The following is a 14,832-nucleotide window of genomic DNA, read 5'->3' as shown; positions in this document are numbered from 1 at the left end:
TGACCATGAACACACAACCGGCACTGGAACTTGCGGCAAGCGACGGCCGTATCGCCGACGGCGACACAAACACCGCGCTCGCCGCGAGCGCCCTGGCCGTCAGAGGGCTGACTGTCTCCTATGGCACCAAACCGGCGGTATTCTCCATCGACGCCACCGTGCCGAAAGCCAGCATGACCGCGATCGTCGGCCCGAACGGCGCCGGCAAATCGACTTTCCTGAAAGCCGTGCTCGGTATCATCCCGCGGCTCTCCGGCTCCGCTTATGTCGACGGAAAACCGCTTGAGACCATGCGCCAGGCGATTGCCTATGTCCCCCAGCGGGCCTCCGTCGACTGGGATTTTCCGACCCGCGTGCGCGACGTTGTCACCATGGGCCAGTTCCGGGGTCTGGGACTGCTGGGCTTCATCCGTCCAGCGCACCGGAAAAAGACGCTCGACTGCCTGGAACGGGTCGGCATGGCGGACTTTGCCGACCGGCAGATCGGTCAGCTTTCCGGCGGCCAGCAGCAAAGGGTCTTCCTTGCGCGCGCCCTGGCCCAGGATGCCGGTCTCTACCTGCTTGACGAACCCTTCGCGGGCGTCGATGCCGCCACCGAGAAAGCCATCATCGATGTTCTCAAAGACCTGAAAGCGGAAGGCAAGACCGTGGTCTGTGTGCATCACGACCTTGCCACGGTGACGGATTATTTCGATCACGTGCTCATGCTGAATATCCGCAAGATCGCCGAAGGTCCGGTCGCCACCACGTTTACCGGCCCGATGCTGCAGGAAACCTATGGCGGGCGGCTGGCGACGACGCATATCGATCAGCTCAAGCTGGATTAGGTGGCAATCGACATGTTCTCGGCATTCCTCGACGCATTGACCTTTCAGGCCGGCTACAACGCCGCGCTGGTTGCCGTCGGCGCAACTTTGCTGGGTATCGCAGGCGGCTGCGCAGGCTGTTTCCTGTTCCTGCGCAAACGCACTCTTGTCAGCGACGCCGTCGCGCACGCGACGCTGCCCGGCGTCTGCTTCGCCTTCATCCTGATGGTGTCTTTCGGCGGTGACGGCCGCAACCTTGTCGGCCTGCTCGCCGGGTCCGCGGTAACCGCGGGGCTTGGCCTTCTGACCGTGGACTGGATCACCCGCAAGACCCGCCTCAGAGAGGATGCGGCGATCGGAGCGGTCCTTTCGGTCTTTTTCGGTCTTGGCGTCGTTCTCCTGACCGTCATCCAGACCCTCTCGCACGGCAAGCAGGCGGGGCTGGAAGGATTCCTGCTCGGCTCGACCGCCGGCATGCTGTTCCAGGACGCGGTGATCATCGCCGTGGGCGGCGCCTTGTCCACGGCGGTCATTGTGGTTCTGCGCCGACCCATGACCCTGGTTGCCTTCGACCCGGAATACGCCGGTGCCACCGGCGTCCCGGTCCGCCTCATCGACCTTGCCATGATGAGCGTGGTGATGATGGTCACCGTCGTCGGGCTCAAACTGGTCGGGCTGATCCTGATCGTCTCCTCCCTGATCATTCCCTCCGTCTCCGCCCGGTTCTGGACGGACCGCTCGGACAGGCTGCTGCTCATCGCCGCGGCCACGGGGGGCTTCGCCGGCTATCTCGGCACGGCTCTGTCGGCAACCGCGCCGAACCTGCCGACGGGACCGATCATCGTTCTTGTCAACTTCGCGTTCTTCACGATCTCGATGCTGCTGTCGCCGAAGCGCGGCGTTCTGGCAGCCTTTCTCCGGCACAGGAAATTTCAGGTGGATGTGCATCTCCATCAGGGCCTGACGTCTCTTGCCCGGGGAGAAACCATCCGCGAACGCCTCACACAAAAGATGATGCGCCGCGCCGGCTATATCCGCCAGGACCTGGTGGCGACCGGCAAGGGGCGCGCCGCCGCGGCCAAAACCGTTCTCGACGAGGCCCGCTGGGCAAAGGCGCGGCAGATCATTCAGGACGAAGCGATTTTCGCCAGCTATGACGGCCTCACGCCGATCGAGGCGGTTCTGACGCGCGACCAGATCAGGGATATCGACGCGGCTCTCGGCGCGCCGGCTCCCCTCGCCTCTCCGGCGGGAGGATAAAGGAATGGGCGCGGAATTCGTTCAGTTGAGCCTCACCCCGATCCTGATCGGCGTCCTTGCGGCGATTGCCTGCGCGATGCCGGGCAACTTCCTTCTGCTGCGCAAGCAGGCCCTGATCGGCGATGCCATTTCTCATGTCGTGTTGCCCGGCATTGTGGCGGCCTTTCTGTTAACCGGAACCATCTCGACCTGGCCGATGATGCTCGGCGCGGCGGGAGCGGCGGTGATCGCCGTGGTCATGATCGAAACCATCCGCCGGCTCGGCCGCATCGAGACCGGCGCCGCCATGGGGGTGACCTTCACCACGCTCTTCGCCGCCGGGGTTCTGCTTCTGGAACAGACCGACACCAGTTCGGTGCATCTGGATGTCGAACATGCCCTTTACGGCAATCTGGAAAGCCTGATCTGGCTGTCGGCGACCGGCTGGACCTCCCTGTGGGATCCCGCCGCCCTGGCCGACCTGCCTCCCGAATTGACGCGCATGGCGGTGACAACCCTTGTCATTGCCCTGCTGACAGCCGTTTTCTGGCGGGCCCTCAAGATCTCCACATTCGATGAGGGCTACGCGAACTCCATCGGCATTCCGGTCAAGACCATCGGCTTCGCTCTCGTCATCGTCTCGGCCGTGGCGGCGGTCGCCGCCTTCGACGCCGTAGGCTCGATCATCGTTATCGCCATGTTCATCTGCCCGCCGGCAACGGCCCGCCTCATGACCAACCGGCTGGAACACCAGATCCTGTGGAGCATTTTCTTCGGCGCGGGTTCGGCCGTTGCCGGCTATGTTCTGGCCGGCTACGGGCCGCTCTGGCTGGGAAGCTCCAACGCGGTCAGCGCCGCCGGAATGATCGCAACCGTCTCGGGTCTTGTTCTGGGGGTTGCCTGCCTTTACGCGCCGGCAAGATCGAATGTAACCGCCAGCGGACACTGAGAAATCCAGACAGTCTCCGCAATCACACCAATGCTGTGCAACAAAAATTCAGTCACAGCGACATTCACTCATAACGATATTAGTCATGCTTGCCGACGGTTGTTGTGTGACTGAGCGGAAGCGATTTTCTCTTTATTATTCTTTCAAAGGCACATCGTGAGGCCAGCCTATACGCCTCATCTGGCGATCCGCGCTTGTGGGTGCTTCTGCGCTCTGGACAGCACATCTCATCGCCGCGAGCGCGCGTGAACTTCCCCCCGGTCGCGAGGTTCGGGATTCGGGGTTTTCTGTTTGGAAAACATCCGCTTCCGGCGCAAATCAAAAAGAAACAGGGCAGCTTGCAGGGCACCGGAAGTCGAGCAGGTCCGTGCTTGTACTTAAGTATAGTTGATTTGAACCTTGTAATAAATAACAGTAACATTAGAGAAATCCAATAATTATTTCAATATCTCAACTCATTAAAAGTATTAATTAGAAATTATTCTCAAGACTTACCTTTGATTAACTCTAAAAATTTACCTTACGCGCACACAACAAACAGGTGCCGCAATGAAAATTTTCCTTGCCCCGACCAAGCTGATGCACATGACGCGGAAACATCTTTCCAGCATTCTGGCGGGGGCCTCGCTGCTCGGCTTTTTCGTTGCCGGCGCGCCTGCTACCGGGCAATCTCTTGAGGAAGCCATGGCGGCGGCCTATGCGGTCAACCCGGCTCTCAAGGCGGAACGTTCCAAATACGAGGCAACCAACCAGGGTATCTGGACGGCCAGGTCCGAGTTTCTGCCGACTGTCACCGGCAATTATCTTGGCGAGCACAACGCTTTCAAGACCCGTGGCGGCACCAGCGATCGCGCCTTCTTTCACGAACTCGGCGTCGCCATGTCGCAGACGCTGTTCCAGGGTTTCGCCGGCGTCAACCGCCTTAACCAGGCGCATGAGGAAGCAGCTTCCGGACGCAACCAGCTGATCGGCGCCGAACAGACGCTCATGTTCAACACCGCCGATGCCTATCTTCGCGTAGTCCGGGACCGTGCCATCCTCAACCGCCTGAAGGCCTATAGCAGCGTCGTCCAGCGCGAGGTCAACGCTGCCCGAGCCCGATACAAGTCGGGCGATGCCACCCGTACCGACATCGAGCAGGCCCTGGCCCGACTGGCGGAGGCGCAGGGTAATTCCGATCAGGCCGTCGGCGACCTCGAAGCCTCCGAGGCACTCTATACCCGCCTGACCGGACAAAAACCCGCCAACCTGGGTTGGCCCGCGATTCCGAAGGCGATCGAACCGGCAGGGCTGGACGACGCCCTCACCACCGCCTTTCAGAACAATCCCTCCATCAGGGCAGCGATTGCGGACGCGCGGGCGGCCCGCTATGCCGCGAGAGCTGCCACAGGCGACATGCTGCCTCGCGTAACCCTCGAAAGCGAATGGCAAAACGGCTATCGCGGCAATCTCGGCAACCGGGATGACGAGGACTTCCGGGTCGGGGTCCGGGTCACCGCCCCGATCTTGACCGGCGGGCGCAACATCGCTGCCGTCAAGCGGGCCAGATTCACCGCGGCGCAGGTCGAATACGAACTCGACGACACGCAGCAGATCATTCGCGAAAACGTGACCCGGGCAATGAAGCAGCGGACCGCCTCACGCTTGCGGGCCGAGGCCGGCAAGCGGGCCATCGACGCCAACCGCCGCGCGGTCAAGGGTCTGCTGGTGGAATTCGACAGCGGCCAGAGATCCTTGCTTGACGTGCTGGACGGCGAGCGGGAACTGCTCCTAAGCCAGGTCGACCATATCCGGGCGCGTTACGATTCCCGCATAGCCGACTTCTTCCTCCTGGCCAATATCGGCCGCCTCGCGCCGCAGCATTTTTCGATCATCGAAGAGCGGCCTGCGCCGGTCCCGCGTATCGTGCCGGAGTTCAATACCTGGGATCTGCGGCTGGGCCCGACGGAAAACGACGTATTCCCGGCAGGCATGATCGAGGTGGCCACGAGCGAACCGGTCCTGCTCGAAACCAGACCGTCCCTGCCGCTAAGGTAACGCGGTCGTCAACGGACACGGCAAAGGCGGCTCAAGGGTACAGCCTCAGTACTGGATGCTCTCCAGATCGGTGAAGTCGATCCGGGCGCCGTCGGCGAGTTCGATATAGCCGTCGGCATCCTGCGACAGGGTGATTTCGCCGCCGAACGCATCGATACTCTCGATCGTGCCCTCGGTCATGGTGACCGACCAGTCCGAGCCGTAGGAGCCGAGCGCGGCTCCGTCCGCTGCATTGCCGAGATCGACAATGTCGATCCAGTTGAGACCGGCTCCTCCGTAAATCTGGTCGTTGCCGTCGCCGAGCATATAGGCGAACACGTCCGACCCGTCCCCACCTGACATGTGATCGTTGCCGGTACCACCGCGCAGCACATCGTCCCCGGCTTCTCCGTAAAGACGGTCATTGCCGCCCTGGCCGAGGAGGATGTCGTCCCCACCGCGACCGAAAAGGGTGTTCCCCCCGCGGTCGCCGGCCATGGTTTCTCCGTGGGGGGTGCCGTATTCGCTGCCCCTGCCGTCATCCGTATCGACGATATCCAGCGTGATGGTCTGTGTATCGGTAAGGCCGCCGCTGTCGGTCGCCGTAACATCCAGGGTGATGCTGTCTTCGTTCTCATGGTCGATTGCCACATCGTCCTTGAGTTTCAGAACGAATTCCCCATTCCGGGCAATTACCTCGAAGCGGTCGTCGGAGACCGAGAAGCTTTGCACGTCACCGAGATCCGGGTCGGCCGCTGTAAGCGTGCCGACTTCGGCGCCGGCCTCTTCCTCGTAAATCGAGGCATCGGCGTTGCTTTCGGACAGGGTCTGGTCGAAGACCAGGTCGTCAAAGTCCTGGTCACCACCCCCGGCGATATCTTCGAAGCCGATGGTAATGCCACTCTGGGCGGTGTAGTCGTAGCCGTCCGGATTGAGTGTACCGTCGCCCGAGAAAACCACGTTGGCGTCCCGGCCGGCCAGCAAGGTCCCGTCGGTCAGAACCGCCTGCCAGTTGCCGTCCCCGTCTTTCAGAAACGACACCTTGTCGCCGCTCGTGAGGCCCTTGTTGGTATTGCCGCCGTCCGGGATGAGGAAATAGCCGACGTCCCCGGCCTCCACACCTTCCAGATAGACGGTTGCCGTGTCCCCGGGGGAGAGCCGGTTCTGGTCCACCCAGACGATCTCGCCGCCGACCGGATCGCCGTTGGCATTTCCGTAGTAGACACCAAAAACGTTGCCGTAGCCCGCGTGTTCCTCGATGAAGGTCATGGTCACCTCCACACCCGGGCCCATTGCGGGATCGAAAGCCAGAACCGGCGCCTCGTTGACATCGGTGACATCGACCGTGAAGAGGCCCGTCGAGGACGAGCCGTCGGACGAGGTCGCGGTGACCTCGATGTCGAGGGACGGAAGGGTTTCATGGTCGAAGCTGACACCGTCCCTGACGGTGATGACGCCGGTGTCCGGATCGATCTCGAAGCGCTCGTCCGTGATCGAGTAGGTGACTGTGTCGCCGCCATCAGGGTCGTCGGCAAAGGCGGTGATGCCGATGGCCGTGCCGCCGGACCCGTTCTCCGCCACGGTGTTCGACGATACGTCCGTGTCTCTCAGCGGCCCGACCGGCGCGTTGGTCTCATCGATATCGATGATATCGATGATGACCGTTTCCGTGTCAGAGAGCCCACCGGTGTCTGTTGCCGTCACCTCGACGGTGACCTGGGTTTCAGTCTCATAATCGAAGGCCTGATCGCTCTTTAGCTTCAGCAGATAGATGCCATCGGAGGCGACCACCTCGAACCGGTCATCCGACACGATGAAGGTGTGGCTGTCGCCGACGTCCGGATCAATGACGGACAGCGGCGCGATCTCGGCACCGTAGAATTCTTCAACCACAGCCGTGCGGTGGTCGGAAACGATGGAGACACTGTCGATCAGTGCACCGCCATTGTTGTCTGAACCGATCTCGACATAGGACAGAGTGTTGGAGCCGTCGCCGGAACCGCCGACAATGTCGTACGAGAAGGTCTGCCAGCCGTTGCCCGTTGTCGCCGGGTCGATCGTGTCGATCAGTTCACCGTTCCAATAGACCTCGGCGACGCTTTGACCAGGACCGCCACGGGACTTCATGTCGAAGGTCAGATGATAGACCTGACCGTCCAGTTGCCCTTCGATCTGCTGAGAGGCCCAGCCGTTCGTAAGCGCCGCGAGATCCAGGTGATGGCCCCCGTCGGTCGCGCCGAAGTTCATGTGGCCGGCCTGATGCACGTCGACATTGTCATATGACCAGCCTTCGATGGTGTTCGGGTTCTGGTACCAGCCGGAGCCGTCCGTTCCTCCAAGCGATCCGTCATAAACCTCGAAGCTTCCATTGACCGCGAACTGCTTCGCACCGTTTTCAAGATGCACAGTCAGATCGGGCGGCTCGTTGACGTCGATGATATCGACCGTGAAGATACCGGTTGAGTCCGACCCGTCGGACGAGGTCGCCGTGACTTCGATATCGACGGACGGCAGGGTTTCATGGTCGAAGCTGACACCGTCGGCGACGGTAATCACTCCGGTATCCGGGTCGATCTCGAACCGGTCGTCGGTGATCGAATAGGTGACCGTGTCGGTTGAGTCAGGGTCCTGGGCGAATGCCGTCACCCCGACAACCGTTCCACCGGCGGCGTTTTCCTGCACCGTGTTGGTAACCGTGTCGACATCGCTGACCGGTCCGATGGGGAATTCGTTCTCGTCGCCAACCGTGATCTCGAAGCTGCCGGTGGATGTGGTGCCGTCGCTCGACGTCGCCGTGACCTCCAGGTCGATCAACGGCGTCGTCTCCCGGTCGATCACCGCACCGTCGGCAACGGTGATCACACCGGTATCCGGGTCGATCTCGAACCGGTCGTCCGCAATCGAGTATGTGACCGTATCGGTTGAGTCCGGGTCCTGGGCGAATGCCGTCACCCCGACAACCGTTCCACCGGCGGCGTTTTCCTGCACCGTGTTGCTAACCGTGTCGACATCGCTGACCGGTCCGATGGGGAATTCGTTCTCGTCGCCAACCGTGATCTCGAAGCTGCCGCTGGACGTGGTGCCGTCGCTCGACGTCGCCGTGACCTCCAGGTCGATAACCGGCGTTGTCTCACGGTCGATCACCGCGCCGTCGGCAACGGTGATCACACCGGTATCCGGGTCGATCTCGAACCGGTCGTCGGTGATCGAATAGGTGACCGTGTCGGTTGAATCCGGGTCCTGGGCGAATGCCGTCACCCCGACAACCGTTCCACCGGAGGCGTTTTCCTGCACCGTGTTGGTAACCGTGTCGACATCGCTGACCGGTCCGATGGGGAACTCGTTCTCGTCGCCAACCGTGATCTCGAAGCTGCCGGTGGATGTGGTGCCGTCGCTCGACGTCGCCGTGACCTCCAGGTCGATCAACGGCGTCGTCTCCCGGTCGATCACCGCACCGTCGGCAACGGTGATCACACCGGTATCCGGGTCGATCTCGAACCGGTCGTCGGTGATCGAATAGGTGACCGTGTCGGTTGAATCCGGGTCCTGGGCGAATGCCGTCACCCCGACAACCGTTCCACCGGCGGCATTTTCCTGCACCGTGTTGCTAACCGTGTCGACATCGCTGACCGGTCCGACACCCGCCGTCCCGCCTGGTGCGCCACCGCTACCACCACCGTCCGAGGGAACGCCGCCATCGGTGCCGTCACCCACCTGGGAACCGGCCGACTGAATGCCGTTGCCGCCCAGATCGAACTGCGGCAAATTCGCGTCCAACCCGCGGGCTTCCGGAACCGCTCCGTCGCCAAGGCCTGCGTCGCCATTTTGAAGTCCAGCGGAGGTCTCGACCACGTCCGTGGCGCCGTCCGGCAGGAGTGTGCCGCCCGAACCGTCACCAGCGGGGCCGTCGCCGAGCCTGCCGGCCGCCGCACCGTCCGGGCCGGTACCGTCGCCGCCCTGGCCTCCGGCATCTGCGTTTGAGGAACCGGGTCCTTCATTCTCCAACGGCACCGCCTGAAAAAGATTGGCAACCGTCGCTTCGCCCGTATCTTCCGGCTCGATCGACAGGGAATAGTCGTTGCCGCTGTCCGGACGATAGGGATCGCCGGCTTGCGCATCCACACGTGCCGGCGCGGGTCCATTTCCGCCGGTATTCTTCGCGGCATCTGCGCCGGAGGGTGTTACGCCTGGCTTTTCCGCGTTCGCTGAAGTGTCGGTGTCGGCCATGACTTGCACGTGCTCCATTAGAAACTGACCTCATCACGCGCAGCGTTATCTTAATAAAAACAAACCTCACTTCATGAAATACATGCGCACTTTGATGTAAATTGAGATTTCCAATGTTCTTGGTAAACGCTTTTGAAACAATTCAGCGTCTTAATCAAGAATTGGAGGCAATTAATATGACATCTTCTATCATTGATACTTTTTCCAACGCTAAACTTCCTAAGATGAATTTCATTTCTTCTGAGACCGGCGAACGTGTAAAAACGCCCGGGCTGCCCCGCTCCGTGATCACAGCCTCCATTCTGATCAACATCCTCGGACTGGCCATGCCCCTCACGATCCTGCAGGTTTACGACAGGATCCTCCCGAACAAGGCCACCGACACACTGGTCATCCTCATCGCGGGCCTCGGGTTCGTTCTGGTCATCGACGCGGTCTTGAAGACGATACGTTCCTATCTGATCGGCTGGCTCGCCGCCTCCTTCACGCATCAAGCCAATGTTGAGGTCACCCGGCGCCTGCTGAATTCCAGAACCGACATCGGTTCCGACGCAACGGTCTCCAGGCATCTCGACTCGTTTCGATCGCTCCAGTCACTCGGCGACCAGTACGGCGGCCAGGCCAGGCTACTGGCGATCGACCTGCCGGCGAGCCTTATCTTTCTCGTGGTTCTGTTCCTCATCGGCGGCCCCATCGGGTTTGTCCCCCTCGCACTTCTGGCTCTGTTCGCGCTTCGCACCGCCAAGCTCAACGCGCGCCTCGATCGGTTGATCGAGAAGCGGGCAGAGCACGATCAAAGGAAATACGATTTCATTTTCGAGGTTCTTTCCGGCCTCAACACGATCAAGGCCATGGCCCTTGAGCCGGTCATCCTGCGCCGTTTCGAACGCTTGCAGACCGGAATCTCCCGCCTCGGCTACGACCATATCGACCTCAACAACCGCGCACGGAGTGCTTCCAGCCTGTTTACGGTGCTGACCACTGTCTGCGTGGTTTCCACGGGTGCGCTGCTGGTCATGGGCGGCTATATCAGCGTCGGTGCGGTTGCCGCATGCACGCTTCTGGCCGGCCAGGTGGTTCAACCGCTGCTGCGCGGCATCAACCACTGGACCGACCTGCAGCGGGTCAATCACGATTTCCGCGAGGCAAACGCCCTTTTCGACCTGCCGCGCGAAGAGCGCACCGGCGATCCGCATCTGGCCGTCTTCGGTAATATCAAGCTGCAGAACGCGACCTTCCAGCCTCACCGCGACGCCATCGTTACGGTTCACAATCTGACACTCACGATCAACGCCGGTGAGACCGTCGCCTTCGAAGGCAGTGACGGCAGCGGCCGGATTACGCTTGCGCGTATTGTGTCCGGCGATATCGAGCCGACCTCCGGCCAGATCCTGATTGACGGATACAACCTTTACGGACCGGACCACCGCCATTTGCGCCGCCGCATCGCCTATGTCGGCAACGATGCGCAGATGTTTTCCGGAACGATCCTGCAGAACCTGACGCTGTTCAGCTCCCGATCGACACCACAAAAGGCGCGCATGGCGGCGGATCTGATCGGACTGGAAAAGGACATACACCTGCTTCCGCTTGGTTATGACACGCCGCTCGGCAACGCTATCGAAGAAAATCTGACCGGATCCATGCTCCAGCGCATCGCGATTGCGCGAGCCCTGGCCGGAGAACCCAGGATTCTGCTCCTGAACGACGCCAACGGCGCGCTCGACCACAAGAGCGAAGCCCAGCTGGTCGAGGCACTGAAACGGCTTAAAGGCCAGCTGACAATGTTGATTCTCAGTCACCGCCCGTCCTTCCGCGCCATTGCCGACAAGCAATTCCATCTGGAGGACGGGCGTGTCAGCACCGCCCGCAAGACCGCCACCGCCCCCCGTTACCAAATCCGCCGGCGCGACCCCGCCGGCACGCAGCAGCAAGCTTAGGAACGCCTCATGTCCCTGGCCGCTTTGGAAAACTCCGATTCGATATTTCAGACCGTGAATCCGGCGCAAAGCCGAATGAACCTGGAGACCCGTGTTCATCAGCATGCCGAAAACACGATCGAACGCGCATCACCGGCACAGGCCTGCCTTCTGCCGCTGCTTGAGGCGCTCGACTGGGACGGCATGGAACGTCATCTGTTCGAAGCCTTGCCCCACCAGGAAGGCATCTGCGGTATTTTCGACTTGCGGGCGGTGCTGACCCGCCTGAACTTCCGGGTCACGCCTTGCCGCCGCTTGGCCAAGCAGCTCACGGCGGAGCAGTTTCCTTGCCTTGTCCAACTCGGCACCGATACGCTCGTCGGCCTGGGCCGGGCCCGCGATGGCCGTTTCCAAGCCTATAGCGGCGAGGGCCACCGGACGATCACGCTTGCGTTCAATGACCTGAAGGACGCGGAAATATACCTGATAGAACAGGAAGAAGACGCGGTTGGCTCCGGCTTTCGGCACTGGTCGTCCCGCCTGTTCCACCAGTTCCGCGGCACACTCGTTTCAATCATGGCCGTCGGCTTCCTGTCGAACCTGCTCGCCCTCGGACTGCCGCTCTTTGTCATGAATGTCTACGACAAGGCGATTGGCGCGAAATCCGTCTCGGTCCTGGTCACCCTGCTGATCGGCATGGCGGTCGTCCTGTGCATGGACTGGATGGTCAAGGGCACCAAGTCCAGCCTGCAGGCCTATCTCGGCGCCCGCCTCGACGCGGTGGTGGCCAATTCGACTTTCCGGCACTTTCTCAACCTGCCGCTGCCGCTTATCTCTTCCGCACCGATCGGCACGCAGATCACGCGGCTGAAGCAGTTTGACGGCGTTCGCGACATCTTTCACGGAAATCTTGCCAACGCACTGATCGATCTGCCGTTCTCCGCGCTGTTCGTGATCGTGCTCGCACTCATAGGCGGTCCGCTCGCGCTGCTGCCGGCGGGGCTGTTGCTGCTTTATGTGCTGACCGGACTGATCATCATTCCGCGCATGAAAATGGCGATCAACCTGGCGGGCGACGCCAAGTCCCGCATGCAGAACATCACGGTGGAGATCCTGTCCAAGCGGAATGCAATCCGCGAGCTTTCCGCCGACGATATCTGGGTCGAGAAATACCGTGCGATCTCGGCGGATTTTGCCCTGAAAAACCTGAAGACCCGGCAATTGTCACAGGTCATGCAGGTCGTGTCGCAAATGCTGATGACCCTGTGTGGGATCGGCGTGCTCGGGATCGGCGCCATTCTGGTCATGAACCAGGAACTGACCCAGGGCGCCCTGATCGCTGTGATGGCCCTGTCCTGGCGCGCCCTCAGCCCGATGCATCAGGCCTTCCTGAGCCTGTCGCAAATGGGTCAGGCGCAACAGACGATCGAGCGCATCGACGGCCTTCTGAAAATCGACATGGAGCGGCAGCCCGGCAAGCTGCCCAGTCTCTACCGCCAGTTCCAGGGCTCCATCCGCCTCTCCAATGTCGTACTGCGCTACCCCTCGCGGCAGGAACCCGCCCTGCGGAACTTTTCCCTGCAATTGAATCAGGGGTCGGTCACCGCGATCACCGGGCCCAGCGGCTGCGGCAAAACCTCTTTGGTCCGGGCCGTGCTTGGCCTCTACCGGCCGCAAATGGGCGCCATACTGGTGGACGATCTGGACATCCGGCAGCTGGATCCGGGCGAGTGGCGCAATGCAATCGGCCATGCGCCGGAACATGCTGACTTCTTCTACGGAACAGTCGCCCAGAATTTCCGCATGGCCAATCCGCAGGCGGACAACAGTCAGGTGCGCATGGCATTCGAGGAATTCGGTCTCGATGCCTATGGCGACCTGCTGCCGCAAGGCGTGGAAACCCGCCTGACGGGCCATTTGATCAGCATGCTGTCGGACAACGTCAAGCAGCGCCTGATGCTGGCGAGAGCCTTTGTGCGTCCCGCCCCGATCTATGTCCTGGACGACCCCGCCGGGAACCTGGATTTCGACGGCGACAAGCTCCTGATGAATAAAATCGAACAGGTGCGAGGCAAGTCGACCGTCTTGCTGACAACCTACCGGCCGAGCCACATGCGCATGGCGGACAATCTCGTCTACATGCAGAACGGCATGGTGGCGATGGCCGGTTCCCCGACAGAGATTCTCGACGACGTGCTGAAACAGCAGTCTCGATAGCCGACCGGAAAGCTGCCCGCCGGCGGCACCCGACAACCGCCGAGGACATTCCAATGGCAACAAAAGACAATCCGGACACACTCCGCTCCGCCGTATACGGCCGCGTCGGCCTTCCGCTGGAACTGGAAGACGGCGTTCCTCCGGCATTCTACTCCCGTCTCCTGACGGGACTTGTGATCGCCACGCTCATACTTCTGGTCTGGGCGGCGGTCGGGCAGATCCGCGAAGTCGCCAGCACGATCGGCGAGATCACGCCGGCCGGCCATATCCTGACGGTGGAGCACCTCGAGGGCGGCATCGTGAACGAGGTTCTTGTCGAGGAAGGGGAACTGGTGAGAGCCGGCGATCCGATCGCCAGGCTGGAGAAACAGGACACGACGACGGAACTCGCCCGCATCGAGAGCCGGCTCTCCTATCTGGAACTGGAAGAACGGCGCCTCCTCGCCCAGGAATACAGCAATGCGAACTCCGTTGGCTTGCGCCTTGATCCGGCGGTCGAAGGCTTTAGCACGCAGCAGCGGGCCGCCTTGAACGCGAACCGCCAGGTGGTCTCCGACGAACAGGACGCCTACACCGCCCGCGTGGCGCAGAAGCACGCCGAAGTGGCCAGCCTTGAGGCCCAGATCGAGCTCCAGAAGTCGCAGGTGGATCTTGAGAAGGAAAAGTTCCAGATCCAGGAAGGTCTCCTTCGGGACGGCTACACGTCCCGGCGCCGCTATCTTGAAGCCAAAAGCGAATACCAGCGCACCCAGGTAACGCTGGAGCAGCTCTTCGGCAATCTTGCCCAGGTCCGCGAGATGCTGATCGAAGCCCGGGCAAGCCTCGCCCAGGCCGGCGCGGAAGTGAACCGGGATGTCGCGGACGAACGGGCAAGGATCGCCCAGGAGCGCACGGAACTGAAACAGGAGATCACCAAGCTGAAGGACCGCCAGGACCGTCTCTTCGTCAGGGCGCCGGTTGAGGGCTATGTCAAGACGCTCGGTCAGTCCGGCCGGGGCTCCGTGGTCGGTCCGGGCGACATGATCGCTGAAATCGTGCCGCTGTCCGAAAACCTCGTCGCCGAGGTGAAGGTCAATCCCAGGGACATCGGCCACATCAACGCCGGAGACAGGGCCGACATAACGATCACGAGTTACGATCCGAACATCTACGGCACGCTGTCGGCTGAGGTCGAGACCATATCCGCGTCCAGTTTTCAGGACGAATATGGCGAATACTATTTCAAGGCCACCCTGGCCTTTCCTGGCCAGACCATCGGCTCTGGGTCCAACGTGCGGCCGGTGCGCCCCGGCATGCAGGTCAATGCCCAGGTCGTCACCGGTTCCAAGTCGATCCTGATGTATCTTCTCAACCCCGTCACCCGCGCCGCGCGCACGGTCTTTTCCGAGCGCTGACTGTCGGTTGTCAGGTCGGCAACAAAAAAGCCCCGGAGCTGTCTCCGGGGCTTTTGCGTTCAAGC

8 protein-coding genes are annotated in these 14,832 nt (G+C 61.4%); 7 read left to right on the top strand and 1 reads right to left on the bottom strand.

Annotation, left to right across the window (positions count from 1 at the left end):
* Positions 1-5: 5 nt before the first annotated feature.
* The 4 genes from CLV41_RS23210 to CLV41_RS23195 all read left to right on the top strand — a co-directional run bounded on the left by CLV41_RS23210 (position 6) and on the right by CLV41_RS23195 (position 5,031).
* Positions 6-827: a metal ABC transporter ATP-binding protein gene (locus CLV41_RS23210; protein WP_103224940.1), complete on the top strand. Its 822-nt coding sequence runs from the start codon at positions 6-8 to the stop codon at positions 825-827.
* A 12-nt stretch (positions 828-839) separates the two neighbouring features.
* The gene (locus CLV41_RS23205) at positions 840-2,066 is read left to right on the top strand and encodes a metal ABC transporter permease (protein WP_103224939.1); all 1,227 of its coding nucleotides are present in this window, start codon (positions 840-842) and stop codon (positions 2,064-2,066) included.
* Between the two features lie 4 nt (positions 2,067-2,070).
* Positions 2,071-2,994, top strand: a complete 924-nt coding sequence (locus CLV41_RS23200) for a metal ABC transporter permease (RefSeq protein ID WP_103224862.1) — start codon at positions 2,071-2,073, stop codon at positions 2,992-2,994.
* Between the two features lie 549 nt (positions 2,995-3,543).
* Entirely contained in the window at positions 3,544-5,031 is a 1,488-nt protein-coding gene (locus tag CLV41_RS23195) for a TolC family outer membrane protein (RefSeq protein WP_208987693.1), read from the top strand.
* A 45-nt stretch (positions 5,032-5,076) separates the two neighbouring features.
* On the opposite strand, the gene CLV41_RS23190 is transcribed toward CLV41_RS23195, so the two are convergent.
* Positions 5,077-9,255, bottom strand: a complete 4,179-nt coding sequence (locus tag CLV41_RS23190) for a cadherin domain-containing protein (RefSeq protein ID WP_103224861.1) — start codon at positions 9,253-9,255, stop codon at positions 5,077-5,079.
* Positions 9,256-9,521: 266 nt separating this feature from the next.
* Here CLV41_RS23190 and CLV41_RS23185 point away from each other — a divergent pair, with 266 nt between their 5' ends.
* The 3 genes from CLV41_RS23185 to CLV41_RS23175 all read left to right on the top strand — a co-directional run bounded on the left by CLV41_RS23185 (position 9,522) and on the right by CLV41_RS23175 (position 14,767).
* Entirely contained in the window at positions 9,522-11,177 is a 1,656-nt protein-coding gene (locus CLV41_RS23185; protein WP_170107296.1) for a peptidase domain-containing ABC transporter, read from the top strand.
* Positions 11,178-11,252: 75 nt separating this feature from the next.
* The gene (locus CLV41_RS23180) at positions 11,253-13,373 is read left to right on the top strand and encodes a peptidase domain-containing ABC transporter (protein WP_170107295.1); all 2,121 of its coding nucleotides are present in this window, start codon (positions 11,253-11,255) and stop codon (positions 13,371-13,373) included.
* 53 nt (positions 13,374-13,426) lie between these two features.
* Positions 13,427-14,767: an HlyD family type I secretion periplasmic adaptor subunit gene (locus CLV41_RS23175; protein WP_103224858.1), complete on the top strand. Its 1,341-nt coding sequence runs from the start codon at positions 13,427-13,429 to the stop codon at positions 14,765-14,767.
* The last annotated feature ends 65 nt before the right edge of the window (positions 14,768-14,832 follow it).

This window comes from Roseibium marinum, assembly GCF_002906165.1.
Lineage (GTDB): Bacteria > Pseudomonadota > Alphaproteobacteria > Rhizobiales > Stappiaceae > Roseibium > Roseibium marinum.
This window is presented reverse-complemented; position numbering and strand designations above follow the sequence as displayed.

Excerpts from the sequence above, each read along its gene's own strand:
- CLV41_RS23210 (WP_103224940.1), top strand. The coding sequence starts at position 6 with ATGAACACACAACCGGCACTGGAACTTGCGGCAAGCGACGGCCGTATC.
- CLV41_RS23205 (WP_103224939.1), top strand. The coding sequence starts at position 840 with ATGTTCTCGGCATTCCTCGACGCATTGACCTTTCAGGCCGGCTACAAC.
- CLV41_RS23200 (WP_103224862.1), top strand. The coding sequence starts at position 2,071 with ATGGGCGCGGAATTCGTTCAGTTGAGCCTCACCCCGATCCTGATCGGC.
- CLV41_RS23195 (WP_208987693.1), top strand. The coding sequence starts at position 3,544 with ATGAAAATTTTCCTTGCCCCGACCAAGCTGATGCACATGACGCGGAAA.
- CLV41_RS23190 (WP_103224861.1), bottom strand. The coding sequence starts at position 9,255 with ATGGAGCACGTGCAAGTCATGGCCGACACCGACACTTCAGCGAACGCG.
- CLV41_RS23180 (WP_170107295.1), top strand. The coding sequence starts at position 11,253 with ATGAACCTGGAGACCCGTGTTCATCAGCATGCCGAAAACACGATCGAA.
- CLV41_RS23175 (WP_103224858.1), top strand. The coding sequence starts at position 13,427 with ATGGCAACAAAAGACAATCCGGACACACTCCGCTCCGCCGTATACGGC.